Source organism: Vibrio sp. H11 (assembly GCF_004804295.1).
GTDB lineage: Bacteria > Pseudomonadota > Gammaproteobacteria > Enterobacterales > Vibrionaceae > Vibrio > Vibrio ostreae.
Genome location: NZ_SSHN01000007.1, coordinates 151,553 through 169,836, shown reverse-complemented (window position 1 = coordinate 169,836; position 18,284 = coordinate 151,553). Strand labels below are relative to the sequence as shown.

The 18,284-nt window shown below is 47.2% G+C and carries 18 protein-coding genes and 2 pseudogenes; 13 read left to right on the top strand and 7 right to left on the bottom strand.

Annotated features, from left to right (window positions below; translation table 11 throughout):
* Positions 1-267: 267 nt before the first annotated feature.
* A complete protein-coding gene (locus E6C74_RS12835; protein WP_346762937.1) occupies positions 268-1,155 on the top strand; it encodes a Solitary outer membrane autotransporter beta-barrel domain in 888 nt (295 codons plus the stop codon).
* Here E6C74_RS12835 and E6C74_RS12830 read toward each other — a convergent pair.
* Positions 1,146-2,402, bottom strand: a complete 1,257-nt coding sequence (locus E6C74_RS12830) for a GGDEF domain-containing protein (RefSeq protein WP_136485792.1) — start codon at positions 2,400-2,402, stop codon at positions 1,146-1,148. The two genes, E6C74_RS12835 and E6C74_RS12830, sit on opposite strands and share 10 nt — an antisense overlap.
* Before the next feature lie 226 nt (positions 2,403-2,628).
* Here E6C74_RS12830 and E6C74_RS12825 point away from each other — a divergent pair, with 226 nt between their 5' ends.
* From E6C74_RS12825 to E6C74_RS12785, 9 genes are all read left to right on the top strand, one after another.
* Positions 2,629-3,000: a late competence development ComFB family protein gene (locus tag E6C74_RS12825; RefSeq protein ID WP_136485789.1), complete on the top strand. Its 372-nt coding sequence runs from the start codon at positions 2,629-2,631 to the stop codon at positions 2,998-3,000.
* Positions 3,001-3,144: 144 nt separating this feature from the next.
* The gene (locus E6C74_RS12820) at positions 3,145-3,423 is read left to right on the top strand and encodes an HlyU family transcriptional regulator (RefSeq protein WP_136485787.1); all 279 of its coding nucleotides are present in this window, start codon (positions 3,145-3,147) and stop codon (positions 3,421-3,423) included.
* Positions 3,424-3,717: 294 nt separating this feature from the next.
* Positions 3,718-5,265, top strand: a complete 1,548-nt coding sequence (locus tag E6C74_RS12815; RefSeq protein WP_136485785.1) for a Re/Si-specific NAD(P)(+) transhydrogenase subunit alpha — start codon at positions 3,718-3,720, stop codon at positions 5,263-5,265.
* Between the two features lie 11 nt (positions 5,266-5,276).
* Positions 5,277-6,653 carry a Re/Si-specific NAD(P)(+) transhydrogenase subunit beta gene (gene pntB, locus E6C74_RS12810; RefSeq protein ID WP_136485783.1) on the top strand — a complete coding sequence of 459 codons (1,377 nt, stop codon included), beginning with the start codon at positions 5,277-5,279 and terminating at the stop codon, positions 6,651-6,653.
* Positions 6,654-6,800: 147 nt separating this feature from the next.
* On the top strand, positions 6,801-8,276 hold the full coding sequence (gene vxrA / locus E6C74_RS12805) for a sensor histidine kinase VxrA (RefSeq protein WP_136485781.1): 1,476 nt from the start codon (positions 6,801-6,803) through the stop codon (positions 8,274-8,276).
* Positions 8,251-8,910, top strand: a complete 660-nt coding sequence (vxrB, locus tag E6C74_RS12800) for a response regulator transcription factor VxrB (protein ID WP_136485779.1) — start codon at positions 8,251-8,253, stop codon at positions 8,908-8,910. Before vxrA ends, vxrB begins: the two co-directional genes overlap by 26 nt.
* 2 nt (positions 8,911-8,912) lie before the next feature.
* Complete coding sequence (locus E6C74_RS12795) at positions 8,913-9,791, top strand: DUF2861 family protein (protein ID WP_136485777.1); 879 nt, start codon at positions 8,913-8,915, stop codon at positions 9,789-9,791.
* 61 nt (positions 9,792-9,852) lie between these two features.
* Positions 9,853-11,022, top strand: a complete 1,170-nt coding sequence (locus E6C74_RS12790) for a conjugal transfer protein TraF (protein WP_136485775.1) — start codon at positions 9,853-9,855, stop codon at positions 11,020-11,022.
* Positions 11,023-11,065: 43 nt separating this feature from the next.
* Positions 11,066-11,227, top strand: a complete 162-nt coding sequence (locus tag E6C74_RS12785) for a YoaH family protein (protein ID WP_136485773.1) — start codon at positions 11,066-11,068, stop codon at positions 11,225-11,227.
* Between the two features lie 511 nt (positions 11,228-11,738).
* Here the strand turns inward: E6C74_RS12785 and E6C74_RS12780 are convergent.
* A complete protein-coding gene (locus E6C74_RS12780; RefSeq protein ID WP_136485771.1) occupies positions 11,739-12,464 on the bottom strand; it encodes a hypothetical protein in 726 nt (241 codons plus the stop codon).
* Positions 12,465-13,379: 915 nt separating this feature from the next.
* Between E6C74_RS12780 and E6C74_RS12775 the strand changes: the two genes are divergently transcribed.
* Positions 13,380-13,628: a hypothetical protein gene (locus E6C74_RS12775; RefSeq protein ID WP_136485769.1), complete on the top strand. Its 249-nt coding sequence runs from the start codon at positions 13,380-13,382 to the stop codon at positions 13,626-13,628.
* Positions 13,629-13,693: 65 nt separating this feature from the next.
* Here the strand turns inward: E6C74_RS12775 and E6C74_RS12770 are convergent.
* Positions 13,694-13,987: pseudogene (locus tag E6C74_RS12770) on the bottom strand (phage protein); the annotation flags it as partial.
* 141 nt (positions 13,988-14,128) lie between these two features.
* Between E6C74_RS12770 and E6C74_RS21270 the strand changes: the two are divergent.
* Positions 14,129-14,299, top strand: a pseudogene (locus E6C74_RS21270) (gcrA cell cycle regulator family protein); the annotation flags it as partial.
* 349 nt (positions 14,300-14,648) lie between these two features.
* Here E6C74_RS21270 and yciH read toward each other — a convergent pair.
* Positions 14,649-14,960, bottom strand: coding sequence for a stress response translation initiation inhibitor YciH (gene yciH / locus E6C74_RS12760; protein ID WP_136485767.1), 312 nt, complete (start codon positions 14,958-14,960; stop codon positions 14,649-14,651).
* A gap of 9 nt (positions 14,961-14,969) precedes the next feature.
* Positions 14,970-15,344 (bottom strand): DUF3319 domain-containing protein, encoded by a 375-nt coding sequence (locus tag E6C74_RS12755; RefSeq protein ID WP_136485765.1) that lies wholly within the window; start codon positions 15,342-15,344, stop codon positions 14,970-14,972.
* Between the two features lie 100 nt (positions 15,345-15,444).
* Between E6C74_RS12755 and E6C74_RS12750 the strand changes: the two genes are divergently transcribed.
* Positions 15,445-16,413 (top strand): tyrosine-type recombinase/integrase, encoded by a 969-nt coding sequence (locus E6C74_RS12750; RefSeq protein ID WP_136485763.1) that lies wholly within the window; start codon positions 15,445-15,447, stop codon positions 16,411-16,413.
* Here E6C74_RS12750 and E6C74_RS12745 read toward each other — a convergent pair whose 3' ends face one another.
* Together E6C74_RS12745 and E6C74_RS12740 are read right to left on the bottom strand one after the other, a co-directional pair.
* On the bottom strand, positions 16,414-17,418 hold the full coding sequence (locus E6C74_RS12745) for a D-alanine--D-alanine ligase (RefSeq protein WP_136485761.1): 1,005 nt from the start codon (positions 17,416-17,418) through the stop codon (positions 16,414-16,416).
* A 161-nt stretch (positions 17,419-17,579) separates the two neighbouring features.
* Positions 17,580-18,164 (bottom strand): SPOR domain-containing protein, encoded by a 585-nt coding sequence (locus E6C74_RS12740; RefSeq protein WP_136485759.1) that lies wholly within the window; start codon positions 18,162-18,164, stop codon positions 17,580-17,582.
* Positions 18,165-18,284 lie beyond the last annotated feature (120 nt).

The following is an 18,284-nucleotide window of genomic DNA, read 5'->3' as shown; positions in this document are numbered from 1 at the left end:
TTAATCTTATTGTGTATTTCCACAATTAACATTACACCATTGTGAGCTGATGGTACTGCGAAATAAGTGACCACATCGCGGTTTCAGTGTCATTTGTTGGGTACTACTATTCAATTCACCACGTGTGGTGTAGTTTATCCATATCCCGTTAAAAAAGAGGCATGCATGTCCGAGCCGCGCGTTGTCGCATTACGTTACCTACTATGTGGTACTTTTTTTACCAATGTTGTTACCGCCTATGCCGGTTATCCCGAATTGGAAAAATTTCTGGAGAATAACTTTGCTGCCAGTATTGTACTCAGCGACAGTGACGTATTCAGCGTTGGTATCAGCGATTTTAACCCAAATGAAATTCTCAATACTGAGAATGAGAACTGGGGAACCGAGGGATCGTTAGATAACCGCAAGACCTATGCCATTGCTGCGCTGCCGTATAGGATTGAGTTGAGTGACGAAGATGCGGTTGATCAACATAGTGTCATGCTGCGCTTATCCGGTATGATCAGTGATGAAACCCTGCGCTTTAATCAGGACGAGCCTGCTGATGATTTTCATCAGACAGTGATTGATTTTTATGCCGCTTACCGGATTAAGCACCGGTTTGATCAACACTGGTCGCTGGAACCCGGTCTTGGACATCATCTGATGCATTACGAAAACCATGTCGATTACCACAGTCCGACCGGACGGATGTTGCAACCTTATCTGGATGATTTACTGTTTAACACCAGCGCTTGGGCATCGGTTTTAGAGCCTCAGGTGAGAGTGAAATATGAATCGCGGCAAAGTTGGGGCCACTGGTATATCAGCTCTGCCTGGCATTATTTTTACGGTTTTGGATGGGGGCAGGCCAACCAGGGAGATGTCGGTAATCCGGAAGGATGGTACGGTGCCAACAGCATCACCGGGGTGTATGACTTTTCGCAACTGGGACCCTCGGTGCAATCCGTCTATGCCAGCTTGCGGCGTGTGGATGTCGGCGGAGATATCAGGCATCCACTGGGGACACCGGTTTATTACGAAACAACCTTCGGTTGGCTGATGACACCGCCTTTTGACACTGACTGGATAGACAATGTCGGCGTTGGTCTTTCGCTTAATTACGGCAGTGCGTTTAAAGGCGGCAGTATTGTTCTGTTCTTTAATCAGGAGTGATGCACCTTTGGCTCGGCGCTTTTAACGCAATTACGCCCCGATTGTTTGGCTTTATACAGAGCGTTGTCGGCCAGCTTTAATGCTGCAAACGGGTCGGATTGCTGTGCACTGTGACACACGCCAATACTCACTGTGACATTGACGGATTGACTCTTTGCGCCTTTGCGGTGTTTTGCGCCGTCTTTATCATCTTTCGGGCGAGCAGTCAGATTTCGCACTACTAAATCATACTGGGCAATATCGGAGCGCAATAATTCCAGATACTCCATCGCATCGCGGGCTCTTTTGCCTTTGAACACCACGGTAAACTCCTCGCCGCCGTAACGATATACTCGTGCTTTGTTCTGAATTAAACTCAGGCGACTGGCAACCAGTTTCAGCACATCATCGCCAGTATCGTGCCCATAGGTGTCATTAAACTTTTTGAAGTGGTCCACATCGATCATCGCGACAGCAAAATTGCCGCGCAGATGCCGAATATCGAGATCAAGCGCCTGACGACCGGGAAGTTGAGTCAGACGATCAATAAACGCCATCTCATGACTAGCGGACAGCAGATGCAGGATCAGCAGAATTCCTGCCAGAGAAAACATGGTGCAGGAGACAAATTGAACCTGGAAAAAGATAAAGGTATTGCTGGCGAGTAGGATCGAGCTATAGATAACCACGTCCATCAGGTGGTTACGGGTCAGCACGAAGATTCCGGTCAGGCCGGTCAGTGCCAAAAGATAGAGAACGACAATAAACGGCAGCTTTGAAATGCCCGGCAAGGCAAACAAGATGCCATCACCACCGCCCAGACTAAATTCTCCAGCTTGATACTGGGTTATGATCAGGCTGCTCCAGCCTAAAAACATGACTAATATCGCCAGATAAAGCGTAAAGCCACGACTGACTAATCCGGTATTCTTGAAGGTATACGCCAGCAGGCACGCAACAGGCAGCAGGGTGGCCAGCAAGGAGAGTTCCAGTAGCGCAGAACCGTGATCGAGAGAGGTTTGCAAACGAGTCTGGATGATCCAATAACCAAGCATCATCGCACTGGCGATCATGCCGATCCGGCTTTGTTTGAATAGCTGCGCAATAGCGATGGCGGTGATGAATAACACGTAGGGCAAGCTGCCCGCGATACCAAAGTTGGCGCGGGTGAGCAAAATAACGTTGTTCATTCCCAGCCACAGGGCGCACAGCAATGCGATTGGAAAGAAAAAGCGAAACCAATAAGAGTTAACTAAACTCGATGTCATGCTACAAGGTGACTATTGATAGTTTAAAAATTATTATGATCGTTAGCATACTTCTATTTAATGATTTTCCAAGCTTTTTGCTAAACTTATCTCGTAAACCGAGCGTAAGGCATAGATTAAAGGCGAAATTATCAGCAGTGCTTGTGTGTTTTAACAAGGCGCGTTAAGTTGAAAATCATTAATCAGGACGTTTTGGCGACGATTGTTCATGATCAGGAGTGGAAACATGCAAATCAGTGTTGATGTGCACAACTATATGGAAGTGCTGGTGGGCCATGTTTTGGCAGAAGAGCATTACATACGGCAATATTCTCAAGAACAACTGGCTGACCTGGCCTGCCTGGCTTTGAGCCAAATCAGGCCGATTTATATCCGCCACGATATTGACTTTCTCGCTGCGTTGCCGGAAACCCGTTTGCTGACGCTGAAAAAACGGGCCGAGACCGCTGTCGAAGCTGCTGAATCAATGATCCTTGATGATCGCCGTAAAAACCGTGATGATGTACCGGTAGTGATGACGCAGACCCATTTTGACGAAGACGCAGAACTGGAATGGTATGAAAAGCCGATTCTGCGTCATCCGAAACCGGATGTTTAAGCCGGGTGCCAGGTAATTAAGGCTAGTCGGTAATTAAGACTGGTCGGCCATTACCGCTATGAGCCGCAAAGCTGTGTTGCGTCTGAGCTTGTGTTTCATTCGCCCCGATATCAATCACAAAATACATGAGCCAAAGGAGTCATTGTGGGATTGTTTTCTCGTTTGTTTGGCGGTAAGTCAGAGAACCAAATTGAAGTTGTCCAGCCTGTCGAATACAAAGGCTTTCTTATTTATCAGGAGCCACAGGCGGAAGGCGGCCAGTATCGTATTGCCGGTCGGATTACCAAAGAAATAGACGGTGAACTGAAAACCCATCGCTTCATTCGTTCCGATGTTCTGCCAAGTAAAGAAGATGCGAAAGAACTGATGCTGAAAAAAGCGCAGATGTTCATCGATCAAATGAGCGGTAATATCTTCTCCTAACCCTCAAGTCATTGACAAAAATCATAAATAAAAGAGCCATTAGTCGATATGCTGGTGGCTCTTTTGTTTTTTGAGCACATTGCAAATTCCAGTTTACAGATGGATATGCTTATACTGGTTGCGCCTCTGCCATGTTGTCGGTGAAGTTGCTATCGGTGTAGAGTTAATCACATCTTTTTAATACCTGACGTTATATGAAATAACACTTTGTATTTATATAACAAATAGCTTGAAGTTAGGTCAGTCGTTAGATAAAAAAAGAATATTCATTGTGCCAATAGTCAAGGATAAGCTATGCAAATTGGTGTACCAAAGGAAATACTCGCCGGGGAAACGCGAGTTGCTGCTTCACCTTCGTCGGTTGAACAGTTAATCAAGCTAGGTTTTGAGGTTGTCGTTGAATCTCACGCAGGGGAATTGGCAAGTTTTGAAGATGCTGCATTCGAAGCTGCCGGTGCAAAAGTAGTGACTAAAGATGAAGCCTGGCAATCGGACATCATCCTTAAAGTCAATGCACCGCTTAGCGACGACAGTGTCGATGAAATTGCTTTGCTTAAGGAAGGCGCTACACTGGTCAGCTTTATCTGGCCTGCACAAAATGCAGAGCTGATGGAAAAACTGACCGTGAAAAGCATCAATGTTATGGCGATGGATTGCGTACCGCGTATTTCTCGCGCTCAAGCATTAGACGCTCTCTCTTCAATGGCCAATATCGCCGGTTATCGTGCGGTGGTAGAAGCGGCGCATGAATTCGGCCGTTTCTTTACCGGTCAGATCACTGCGGCGGGTAAAGTGCCGCCAGCGAAAGTATTCGTCGCCGGTGCCGGTGTGGCGGGCTTGGCAGCCATCGGTGCGGCAGGTAGCCTGGGCGCTATCGTGCGCGCCTTCGACGTGCGACCTGAAGTAAAAGAGCAGGTTCAGTCAATGGGTGCTGAGTTCCTGGAAGTCGATTATCAGGAAAACTCAGGCTCAGGTGACGGTTACGCCAAAGAGATGTCGGATGATTTCAACCGTAAAGCGGCTGAACTGTATGCGGCTCAGGCGAAAGATGTCGACATCATTATTACCACTGCGCTGATCCCGGGCAAACCTGCGCCAAAACTGGTCACCAAAGAGATGGTCGACAGCATGAAACCGGGCAGTGTGATTGTCGATCTGGCGGCCGCAAACGGCGGTAACTGTGAATATACGGTCAAAGATCAGGTGTTTGTTACTCCGAATGGCGTCAAAGTGATTGGCTACACCGACATGGTCGGTCGTCTGCCTACTCAATCTTCCCAACTGTTTGCGACCAACCTGGTTAACTTGCTGAAGCTGTTGTGTAAAGAAAAAGACGGCAACATCAATATCGATTTTGAAGATGTGGTCGTGCGTGGCGTGACCGTGGTCAAAGACGGTGAAATCACCTGGCCGGCCCCGCCAATTCAAGTATCAGCACAACCACAACAAAAACCGAAAGCGCAGCCTAAGGCTGAGAAAAAAGCGCCCGAGCCAGTCTCTCCGGTGAAAAAGCTGGCTGGTCTGGTGATTGGCGTGGGAGTATTTGCCTGGATTGCTTCTGTTGCTCCGGCTGCTTTCCTGGGTCACTTTACGGTCTTCGTTCTGGCATGTGTGGTGGGTTACTACGTGGTATGGAACGTGACCCATGCTTTGCATACCCCGCTGATGTCGGTCACTAACGCGATTTCAGGCATCATCGTGGTGGGTGCACTGCTGCAAATCGGCCAGGGTAACGGAGTCGTTACCTTCCTCGCGTTTATCGCGGTATTAATTGCCAGTATCAACATCTTTGGTGGTTTTACCGTCACCAAACGCATGCTTGAAATGTTCCGTAAAAATTAAGGGAGTACACAATGTCTGCAGGATTAGTACAGGCGGCCTACATTGTTGCTGCTCTGTTTTTTATTTTAAGCTTGGCGGGTCTGTCTAAGCAGGAATCAGCCAAGTCCGGTAACTATTATGGTATCGCCGGGATGACGATAGCGCTGTTGGCGACTATTTTCAGCCCGGGTTCAGAAGGTTTCGTCTGGATCATCATAGCGATGCTGATTGGGGGGGCGATCGGTATCCATTTTGCGAAAAAAGTGGAAATGACCGAAATGCCGGAGTTGGTTGCGATTCTGCACAGCTTCGTAGGTTTGGCGGCAGTACTGGTTGGCTATAACAGCTACCTGGATGCGCCTGAAGCGGCAACGCACGCCGAGCATGTGATTCACCTGGTTGAAGTGTTCCTTGGTGTATTCATCGGTGCAGTGACGTTTACTGGTTCTATCGTTGCATTTGGTAAACTGCGTGGCCTGATCAAGTCATCTCCGCTCAACCTGCCGCACAAACATAAGCTTAACCTGGCGGCGGTGGTTATCTCCGCGCTGCTGATGGTTCAGTTTGTTAATGCTGATGGCAGTATGTTTGCGCTGATCGTGATGACACTGATCGCGTTTGCATTTGGTTACCATCTGGTGGCGTCGATCGGTGGTGCGGATATGCCGGTTGTGGTTTCTATGCTGAACTCCTACTCGGGTTGGGCGGCAGCCGCGGCAGGTTTCATGCTGGCCAACGACCTGTTGATCGTGACCGGTGCCCTGGTTGGCTCTTCCGGTGCGATTCTTTCTTACATCATGTGTAAAGCGATGAACCGCTCCTTCATCAGCGTCATTGCCGGAGGCTTTGGTCAGGATGTGGTGATCAGCAGTGATGAAGAGCAGGGTGAGCACCGGGAAATCAACGCTGAAGATGTGGCGGATATGTTGAAAAACTCAACCTCAGTCATCATCACACCGGGGTACGGTATGGCGGTGGCTCAGGCTCAGTATCCGGTGCATGAGATTACCGAAAAACTGCGCACACTGGGTGTTGAAGTTCGCTTTGGTATTCACCCGGTTGCCGGTCGTCTGCCTGGACATATGAACGTACTGCTGGCAGAAGCCAAAGTACCGTACGACATCGTGTTGGAAATGGATGAAATCAACGATGATTTCAGCGACACCGACACCGTACTGGTTATCGGTGCTAACGATACAGTTAACCCGGCGGCCCAAGAAGATCCGAACAGTCCGATTGCCGGCATGCCGGTACTGGAAGTCTGGAATGCGAAAAACGTCATTGTATTCAAACGCTCAATGAACACAGGTTACGCCGGTGTGCAAAACCCGCTGTTCTTCAAAGACAACACACATATGTTGTTTGGTGACGCAAAAGAGAGCGTTGACGCGATTTCCCGCGCACTGTAAACCGTTCAGCATACGGGGAAAATCCCGCATTTAATTGAGAAGCCAGCATTTAGCTGGCTTCTTTGTTTGTGATCTATGCATTATTGACAACAATATAACACGGTAAATGTATCTTTTTCGGATAATACGATATAGTTTTGTAAACCTATGATCTACCGAAGATTCAAATTGATTAAAGCGATACTAAATACCATAGCGTTACTGGGGATTTCTTTCTCCTCAGCGACTTATGCAGATTCGTTACCTGAGCGTATCGATCTGTTTATATCGCTGTTTGACTATAAATCCGCGGTGGTATCTTACGATATACGTGCAATACAGAATGACTATCCAACCCGGTTACTGACACCGGATACGATGCTGCCGCAAACATCATCGTATCCAATCCGGGACATCCAGCAGCTGTATCAGCTAGCTAGAACGTGCTCAGGTAAACTGCCACTCAACCCTTTAGTGACGGAACCTTTGGTCTTTACCCGGGCACTGTGTAAAGGCACCCAATTACCATTGCGCTGGTTCGGGCGCAGTGCATTGATTCATCCTGGTGGCGGTACTTATGCGTCACGGTATGCAGAAGTGCATCCTGAACTGATGAACAAGCTGACTCAATACATGCATATCCAGGAGCGCCCGAAAGCGGCAGCTGGTACGTTACTGGGCCGTTTGCAGAGTATGAGCGAAGACACCATCTCGGCATTGATTGCCGGCGCCGTTATGTTTGGTGATGATGGGGAACTTTGGCTGCGTAAAGGTGACGAATACTATGTCTTTGATGACGATACCTGGAACGAAAACGCCGACAAGGCCGGACTCTCTTTCAGCATAGCGTCACCGGAAAACACCTGTTTTGTGCAGCGTGGTAATATCTGTTGGAATATTGAGGACCATTCTGACCTGTTACGTATAAGTATGGTGGTGTTGGTCATAGCCAACATCCTGCTGGTGATGGGTTGGTCGGTTTACCGATGGAATTCAAAGCGTCAGGATATGAAGAGCCGTATGTTGATTCTGCAAATCCTGACTCACGAACTGCGTACCCCAATCGCCAGTTTGTCCTTGACGGTGGAAGGCTTCCGACGTGAATTCGAACATTTACCGGAGTCTGTATACGATGAGTTTCGTCGCCTGTGTGAAGATTCACGTCGTTTACGCCAACTCGCTGAAGCAAGTAAAGATTATCTGCAATCGGATAATAAACCGCTAGCGACAGACTGGGTTCCATCCGTAGAAGAATGGTTAAGATTTAAGGTTGAGGAAGAGTTCGCCGAACCGGTAGAACTGATCATCAACCAGGACATTGCTGCTAAGCTGAATGTGTACTGGCTTGGTACATGTGTCGACAATTTAATACGCAACGCGGTAAAGTACGGCGTTGCACCGGTGACGCTGGAAGTCATCACCCGAGCGGATGCTGTGACCATTAAGGTTAAGGACCAGGGAACGCTCACCAATAAGGATTGGCGTCATTTACGCAAGCCTTTCGTCAGTAAAAGTGGCTTAGGACTTGGTTTAACTATAGTAGAATCGATGGTCGGAAGAATGGGGGGAACAATGAACCTCGTTGGACCACCGACCACATTTATATTGGAGATACCCTGTGAAACAGACATTGCTTCTTGTTGAAGATGACAAAAACCTCGCTGACGGCCTGTTGGTCAGTCTGGAGCAAGCAGGATATGACTGTTTACATGCAGAAACGATCGCTGCGGTAAAGCAGTATTGGGATCAAGCCGATTTGGTTATTCTCGATCGACAGCTTCCGGATGGTGACTCAGTTCAGCATCTTGCCGGCTGGAAAGAAATTAAAGATATTCCTGTTATTCTTCTGACCGCACTGGTCACAGTGAAAGACAAAGTAACCGGTCTGGATGCAGGTGCGAATGACTACCTGACTAAACCGTTTGCTGAAGCAGAACTGTTTGCCCGCGTTCGTGCGCAGCTTCGCCTGCCGGATAACGATGAGATGGATGACAGCAAAGTTGTGACTGACAATCTGATCATCGATAAAGCAACGCGTGAAGTGTTTTTTAACGGTGAGTCTGTGACTCTGACACGTACTGAGTTTGATCTGCTGCTGTTTTTGGCCAGCAACCTGGGCCGGGTGTTCACTCGTGATGAACTGCTTGACCACGTTTGGGGCTACAACCATTTTCCAACGACTCGTACCGTGGATACACACGTACTGCAGCTGCGTCAGAAACTACCTGGCCTGGATATCGAGACGCTACGCGGCGTCGGATATAAAATGAAAGCATAACAATGCGATCATCGGCTTTACTGATTGGCACGCTGCTCAGCGTGCCTTTATCTGCCCAGGCAGTGGAGTGGTTTCAAAAAAGCACTCCGCTGACTCAGGCGCATCAAAACCTGCTCAACAACGATCTGGCAAGCATGTTCGCTTCTCTGGTTGAAGTCTGGCAGCTCGATCACAACAAAAACATTCGTTCACACCTCGATGAACTATTGCTGCAATCACTGACTGTCGATTGCGGTAAAGGGTTAGATAACAAAGCATTTCCGGACTGGATTTCAGGAGTAACTCTGCGCAGAATTGATATTCAAAGCCCGGGGCGTGATGCGTACCAGGTTCTGATTGATGCCAAAGTGACCAAAGCGATCAGCGACATCAAGCTGACGCAGTGGGTCGATAAACCACTTTCCAGTGACAGTACCTTTACCCGAACCGATCGTGACAGTGTCACATCAAGCACGCAATCGTATTTGAAACGTTACAATCTCAACACCAAACTCAACATGGGCCTTTACCGTCTGGATATCACCGCTGCGGATAAAGAAACCTGGAGCTCGTGGATTATTTTCGGTCACCCGCAAGCAAAACAGACTGTGCGCTGGGCTTCGAAAGACCAATGGGTAGTCGAGAAAAATGCGCTGCTGAACCGCTATTGCCCGCTACCTAAACTGGGTGTCTCCCTGTTTGATTACGAAGATGGTAAGTACAAAGAGATCTGGAAACAGACCTATGAGTCAGACTATCCGACCAAACTGGAGCAGGAAGACTTGCCCAATGATCGCTATGTGTTAGCGGTTTCGATGACCCATCATCGCTGGCAAGGTCCAATAGTTATTGAGCAATCTCAAGTTATCAGCAAAACATATGACGTTTCGCTAGATGAATAACTAAAGTTCATGGAAAATACGCCGTTATATAACCGAATGGATACAATGGTTGGGTAACGGCATGAATACTAAATTAAAGTTTCTCGCGCTGGCTGTCTCTGTGACAGCTCCGGGCGTATTCGCAGCCAACTACGCGATTGAAGCGCGTGGTGATGCGATGGGTGGTGTCGGAGTAGTGGCGGCAAACTACCTGACAGCTCCTTTCTATAATCCGGCGATTGTGGCGATTTATCGTCGCAACGATGATGCCGGTATGATTCTTCCCAGCGTTGGTATCAACTACAACGACCCGGACAATCTGGTCGATAATATGGATGCCATTTCTGATCTGATCGACAGCGGTGATGTTTCCCGCGCTGCCGAGCTGCAGGCTAAAATGGATGAAGTGAACGGCGATGTAGTCAATGCCAACGTTGGCGGTGTCGTCGCCTTTGGTATTCCGAACCAGTACCTGTCTATGAACCTGTTCGGCAAGGCCTATGCTGAAACTTTTGCCACGCCGCACATTGCTGACAATTGCAGCACACCGGCGAACACCGACTTGTGTACCCTTGAGAATGCTCAGAACAGTACCGTTAATGCGGTATCGGTTGCAGTGACGGAAGTCGGTATTTCACTGGCCAAGTATCAAACCTTCCTTGGCCAACACATGTCGTTTGGTATCAGCCCGAAATTACAACGTATCTACACTTATGTGTATGAAGCGGGCATCGACAACTACGATATTTCTGACTTACGTGAAAACAGCCGTGGCGAAACTACGTTTAACATCGATGCTGGTGCACTGTGGTTTTATGGTCCGTTCCGTATTGGTCTGGCTGCCAGCAATCTGATCAGCCGTGATATCGAAACGCGGAGCGTGGTTTCGCAGGTAGCCGGTAATCCAAACCTGCAGTACTCGTATCAGATTCGTCCGCAATACACCGTAGGGGCGGGCATCGTTGCTGACTACGTTACTCTGAGTGTTGATTACGATCTGAATGAAGACAAACGCTTTGATGACTTTGCCGATAACACCCAGATGATTCGCGTCGGTGGTGAAATCGACTTGATGCGTCAGCTAAAATTGCGCGCCGGTTATAACAAGAACCTGGCATACAGTGGCAGTGAAGGGACGGTGACCGCGGGTATTGGTTTATCGCCACTTAATTTATTCCAGCTTGATATCGGTGCCAGCTACACCAATGAAAATGCCATGGGCGGATACGTAAACTTCCTTGCGAGTTACTAAACGAACCTCTATAGTTGGGCTCCTTAATTAAGGAGCCTTTTTTATGTTTGATGATTTACCTACCTTAAGCCACGCCGAGCAACAGGCGGCGGTCGAAAAAATTCAGCAGTTGATGGCGCAGGGCATCAGTACTGCAGAAGCAATTAAAATCGTAGCGCAGCAAATCCGCAAGGAGCAGCAGCAACAAGCAGACAACCAAGAATAGGGCACGTAACATGCTCTTTTTTTTGCCTTTCAAAACTCCCCATCACTGTGTCTACCCGCCACATTTCAGATCTGGCCCAGTATAACCCTTAATAAACATAAAGTTACCGCAGAGTAAAATGCTGTCCGTTTCTTCGCCTGAAAGTTTCCTGTAATTTTATTACAACCTGGATTCAGGTTAAAAAATAAGCCAGTATTTTATGCTGATACGTGACGGTGTGATTGCTTACTCTTGGCAGATGCAAAGTCGCAGCGGGATTGAGAGGGTTTAGGCAGGTGTTGTGTTTAATCTGAATCCTGGCGTGCGGCAGAGGTCGCCCCGCAAGCCAGATTCAACGTAAAATAAGAACCAGTGTGTGTAAGAACCAGATAATCTTCCAACGGGGTTATAGACGCGGTACGGGTAGTGAATCCGGGATGTTGAGCCTGCCTGAATGTGTTCAGTATACAGGCTCCTGATGATGGCATTGGATGTTTTCAGGTGCGACAAGGCGCTATGGCGCTGGTGACGACTAATTAAGGTCGATGCAAGCAAGAAAGCGCGCCAACAGCACCAACTGTTTAGACAGTCGATTGGGCTTGAACAGCAAGACAGTATGAGCAAGCCAGATATAACGATTCAATTTTCTGCTGACACGTTTGAACTCAGCGCGAACCGACTCATTACTTCCGGCAATCCAGGCTTCTACGGCGCGCATACGCGTTTGCTGACTCACGCTGTGTAGACGGTATGAGTCGAGCAGAAACAGTACGACATCTCGAACTTTTCGCGCCGGGTCACTACTGACCTGGGCCTCTTCCAGGTCGACAAACGTGACTTTACCATTTTGATTGACCAGAATGTCACGCATTGCCGGCCTGCCGTGGATAAAGTTCTTTTGATGCATCTCATTTAATGCCCACATCGCCCGGCGGAAGAGTAACTTAGGCGAATTGGCGTCTGTTTTATTGATTGGGGAGCCGCCATCTTCGGTAATAAACCAGGATTTATTGACATAGCGAAGTCGGGCGACCGGTAGTTGGTGCGCCATGGCATATTGATACGCTTTCACTTCATGTAAGAATCGCTGCTCCGGCGTATCGGCACTATGTAATGCCAGCTTGCGAAAACGTTTGTTAACACGTGCCAGAGTGCTCAGCGTTCGGTTGAGAAGGTTTCGTTTGTCCTCACCGCGTTTTTTAAGCCAAAAGGTTTGCTCTGCCCAGCGAAAGTGATAGACGTAATTTTGTTTTTTCATTTTACTTATGATCACGTACTTTGTGTTGAGTCGTGAAACTATAAAACAGTGTACAATTGCAGCAAGATAAGAAAATTTCACAACACTTTGAATAGGGGAATAAAACCTGGAGTGTCTTTCGTTGAGGGTAACCTTATCTGTGACGGCGTCACTCAAAGGTGGCCGATCTGTAACCCTTTATTTATCTCGTCGCATCCTATCTTATCGGTGATAACCGACCGTAAACTTTTGGTATTTTCGCGGAACTGCGCAAAGTGACAAACCGTGCTTAACTGAATACCAGCAATGTATACCTAGTGCACTATAACTAAGTTTATGCTTTACGAAATCATCATGAGTATCCCAATAGACGTCATATCAGCGACACCAGACTAACAGCTTCAGACAGAAACAAGCACTGCGACGCTAGGCAAAAACTGTATTAGATAATGGTTTCTGATAGCAAAATCAGTTCATGCAATGAAACCTATATAGTAATGATTGCAGCATCCCGGGAGTGGCGTCGGCTGGCTGAAGATTAATGATGGCATTATCGAGTTCGGTACTAGCCATAGACCACCCGGAATTACTCACCGCCAGTGTGACCAATATGGTGGCCTGATTGGTACGGCCATCCCTGTACTGCTGGGCCTGTGGGAAGTGGTCAAGAGTTTAAATAGATGGTGGAGCAGGTGATAACAGGCCGGTCGAATGGGGTACGTCCAGTTACACCACGGTGATTGCCCTTAAAACGGATATTGGTTGGATAAAGAAAATCATTGATCAATTTGATGTCCGAACAAAGTTCATTTAAAACAGATAGTTAAACTAACATGTCAACTATTATTCCTATTCCCGCTGCTTAGTAACTTTGGTATAAAAGTTAGACTCATAATGAGTAACGTCGTTGGCGAATCCAACCTAGAAGGAAACATCATGAAACAAACAATAAACATCATAGATGGTAGCGGAAGTCCAATTAGTCAATTTGAGTCTGACGTCGTGCCGCGTATAGGTGAATGGATTGCATTATCGGATTCAGCTTTCACTGGTTATTACGAAGTAAAGAACGTGCTGCATACATATTTTTTTGAAGGTGAATCTGCGGCTAGTAGCCTGGATGTTGCAGAAGTTGATATCTGGTTAGATAAAGTAGATGACAACAAGATTTCTCGTTATCTCTAATTAGCTTGCTGAATATTCAAAGCCCGTACAACGCGGGCTTTTTGCTATTTAAATTTAGTCGGGATCTAAGGTGCGGCGGTCATACGGGGACCACCACGAAACGGCAGTAAGTTCGGCTTGGCCGGGTAAATCTTGGGGTATTAAATGTGACCGTGTAACTCAATCAATTGTTGGTATTCATCGCGCCAGATGGCAAAGGACTCTAATTCTTTGGGATTGAATTCGCGCCCGGTCGGCGTGATGAGTACGCAACGCGGTTCGTCAATGCGAAAGCCTGACCAGCAGATGTCGTTGGGCAGATAACCCAGCGTTTTGATCAGCAGCTTTTCCGCCATGGGATTAATGACGACAGAGCCATTGGGTCAGCGTCGGTGACCGGTTGCTCAGCGCCAGCAAATGTTGATGAAGCACGTAAAGATAACTGGAGTGCGCATGAAATCCAAAGGGAAACTTTGATAAGCTAACGTACATTGAATGTAACCAGGGTAAACCGGACAACTGTGCTAAGAAAGGAGCTGACGTCCCGCACCAAAGTTGAAGATGCTGTGGTGATCTTCTACGACAAACTCGGGCCTTTAACCGCGATGATGGCCATGCACTTAGCTTAACTCTGCGCAGCACTCGATAGACACTTCGGTCATCGTGTCGGTGTCAAAGCTGGCGCGTTAATGAATGAATGGGTTGAAACGATGAAAGAGCCAAATTTACTGGAGTCAAACTGCGTTCGGAAATCCCAGTCGATACCAAGTTCATTGGCTGGGTGATCTTATCAATGGCTTTGGACGGACTAATGTTGGTGGCTTACACCTCTATAGAGCAAATGCTCCAGTGCGCATTATGTACGTTATGTTAAATTATATTCGCTATTAAGAAGAGTACCTGTCTGAGGTACTCTTCTCTCTTTTCTGGTGGAAAGCTTTATGCGGTTTACGGCATGGTTTATTGAACATAACTGTATTTACCATAAAATAGCTAATAACTACTTTGCTATCTGCCGATATCAACCTGGTTATTAGCCGATTAACCGCCGGCTAATTTGACCTTAAAACCTTTCTTTTCCAGCAGCGCTTTAATTTTGTCGCGCATGTCGCCTTGGATCTCGATGTCGCCATCTTTTACTGAACCGCCGCAACCGCAGACTTTCTTAAGTTCCGCTGCCAAAAGTTTGAGTGGCGCGTCTTCCAGGTCCAGACCTTTGACGATGCAAACGCCTTTGCCTTTACGGCCTTTGGTTTCTTTGTGAATACGAACGATACCATCACCTTTAGGACGTTCGGTTTTCTCTGGTTCCTGTTGAATTCGGCCGACTTCTGTCGAATATACAAGTGTCATAACAATCTACTACTTCTTTTGTTGGGCTTCAGCGCGTTGTCTAGCGAGTAAGTATGCCTCGATATGCTTTTGAATGGCAACTTTTGAGCCTTTAATTAAGCGTCCATTGAAAAAACAATACCAACCATTCGCTTCACCAGTGTCGTTCTTCAGAGCAAATCCGTTAAAGTTCTCCTGAATTCCGGCAGCAGATTCCCGTTTACGTCCAACCGAGTCGAACTCTTTCGGGTCGATGATCGAAGCGGTTTCACACCACCAGTCGATGCTCTTTTTTACCGCGGCTAAGTTACCAGTTAAAAGATGGTTCTTAATCTTAACTTGCCATATTTCCGTAGAATTGTTCGCAGATTGGAGGTTAAATCCTCGATAAGTCGCTATTGGCATAAGCATCTGTTTTTTTGGTTACGGTTAATTAAATAATAATTGTATATTTCATGTTAGCAAGTATATTTATGGGCAAATAAGTTAGTTATAGTGCGTGAGAATGAAAAAAAATCTAACTGTGATCACAGATCAAGCCATTGTAAAACAGAAGGTTAATGAATTCGGTCGCCTAGTCACTCGTGACCAACTGAATGAGCTGACTCAGCACCAGTACAGTGCAAACTCGTTACTGGCATTCACGAAAGATTGGAATATCTTCCTGGAATTCTGCATTTCTCGTTCGGTACGCCCTATTCCTGCTTCTGCGACGGCTGTTCGTCAATTCCTTGAGTTTGAGGCTCGTTCCAGAAAATACAGCACGATAAAGCGTTACGCTGTCACAATAAGCCTGATTCATACCTTGCTTAATCAGAAGGATCCGACAGCGACCAGCCAGGTAAAAACGACACTCACCTCATTACGACTTGAGAAACATGGTGACGATACTCAGGCAGCCAGCTTTGATCAACATCACCTGGATGACCTGTTTGAACTGCTCAATGATAATCCGGCGACCCGAGTTATCCGCGATTTGGCCATTTATCACGTTATGTTTGAGTGCGCATTGAAGCGGTCGGAGTTGAAAAAACTCAGCTTTGAGCAATTGGTTTGCCTGAGTGAAGACAGCGATGATTATGCGATTCAGTTTGGTGAAACGACCTATGCTTTATCGTCGCAGGCCAAAGTGACGCTATCACGTTGGGTGGCATTACTGCCCCAGCAACAAGGTGTGTTATTCCGTGCTATCGATCGCCACGGCAATATCTCCGCTGGAGCTTTGGATGACTCATCTATCTTCAGAATTCTGAGAAATGCTGGCGAATATCTGCAGCAGCCTGAATTGAAATTCTCCGGCCATTCGGCGCGAATAGGTGCTGCACGTCAGTTGGCAAAACAAGGGTATAAAGCGAGGGATATTCAGGAATTCGGACGCTGGCTCAGTGCCGCGATGCCTTACCAGTACATAGGGAGTAAGAACACCGCGGAACAAGAAAAGCTGAAATTTGTCAGCTTTAAGCCGCTGGATTGATTACGCTTTTGCGCTCAGTGATGAGCGTACGCAATCGGCCAGGAATTCTGAAAATTTGTGGCCGTTATGTTCCAGCATTTTCGGGAACATAGAGATTGGTGTCATGCCCGGGAAGGTATTCACTTCGTTCAGGTACACGTTACCTTCCGGTGTCAGGAAGAAATCAATCCGAGACAAATGACGCAGCTTCATGTGGGTAAACACCTTACGCGCGACATCCTGAATCAGTTGTTGCTGATCATCGCTTAGATTTTGTGCTTCAACTTCAGTTCTCGAGTGGCTTGAAGCACTGTATTTTTCTTCATAGGTGTAGAACACATCTTCCGGTGCGATAATCTCACCAGGCTTGGTGATAAACAGTTCACCGTTCAGCTCATACGCGGCCACTTCCAGTTCGCGTGGTTTAACGGCTTTTTCAACCAATACCTGTTCAGAAAACTTAAATGCATTCTGGATAGCATCAGCAACTTCATGCTCTTTAGTGACCTTGTAACAACCTACTGAAGAGCCCTGGCGTGCAGCCTTGATAAACAGACTTCCCCACTGACGAAAGGCCGCTAATGTATCCTGATACGCCTGCTCGCTGTTTTCAGACAAGAAAAGATAAGGCGTGTTCGGAATGTTTAACGCGTCATACCAGAGTTTGGAGGTGATTTTATTGAAGCTGTTAGAACTCGCTTCCGGACCACAGCCTAGGTAAGGAATTCCGGCCAGTTCGAACATCGACTGAATATCGCCGGTCTCGCCCGGATAGCCGTGAATACAAGGAACCACAAAGTCGATCTTAACTGACAGCGCTTCACCGTTCAGTGTCGCCGAATTGGTATCCAGATAAACAATCTCACCGGCGTCGGTAAACCAGCCGTCTTGTTTCATTTCGACGCGAATAACATCGAAATCTGCAGTCAAAGCTAATTGCTGCTGAAGGTAGTTTGCAGAAACAAGTGACACTTCATGTTCAGAAGAGCCACCGCCACACAACAGTAAGATAGTGTTTTTTGTCATTGAAATCTTTCCGTGACATCAGGAATTATTAGCTGGCTATGATAATCAATTCGCGCTCAACTTACACCGTTCCTGCGAATTTCTCACACAATCATGGTTTAAATGGTCATAGAACAAACAATAAAGGGGCTTCCTGCCCCTTTAATCATGACTCGTCAGAGTTAGTTCAGTTTATTCAGCGTCGGGAACTGTGAATTTTTAATCGTATCGATGCTCTTCACGAACGGTTTAAGGGACTTAAATTCGCCCGGCAGAGTTGCGATTGCGGCCTCCGCTTCTTTACGAGTGGCGTAATCACCAAATAGCACGGTATACCATTTGGTGCCGTTTACGACTTTGTAGTTTTCCCAGATAGGCTGGCCGTTGCCAGGCAGTTTATTCGCAAACTCGTCGACTTTATTCTGAGTGCCAACCGCTACCACTTGAATGGTGAACCCGTAACGCGGGTTCATCGCCACCTGTTTCGCAGATGGGGGTGTGATAGAAACCGTTGGTTTTTGCTGAGCAGCAGGTCTTGTCTGAACTGTGTTGGTTGGCGCGGTAACCGGAGCCGTTCTGACAACATTCATTTCAACATTTTGCTCTGTCACGCCTTGTGCGGTGCCCTGTGCAGACACAACAGGCTGAGAAACCGGTGCGGCAGCGTACTCTTCAGTATGACTTTCGGTCGTTACGTCTGTAATGTAGCTCCCCGATGAACATGCACCGAGTAGCGCTGACAGGCCGACTATTGCAATTTTTTTCATGGAATCTTAAACACTCTGAGTAGAAAGTAATTAAATCATGCCGATAGCAGCGCTCAGAATCAAGCGCAGCAGTAGAATTATCATCGATATCCTGTGATTTATGACACAAAGTCGCATCAC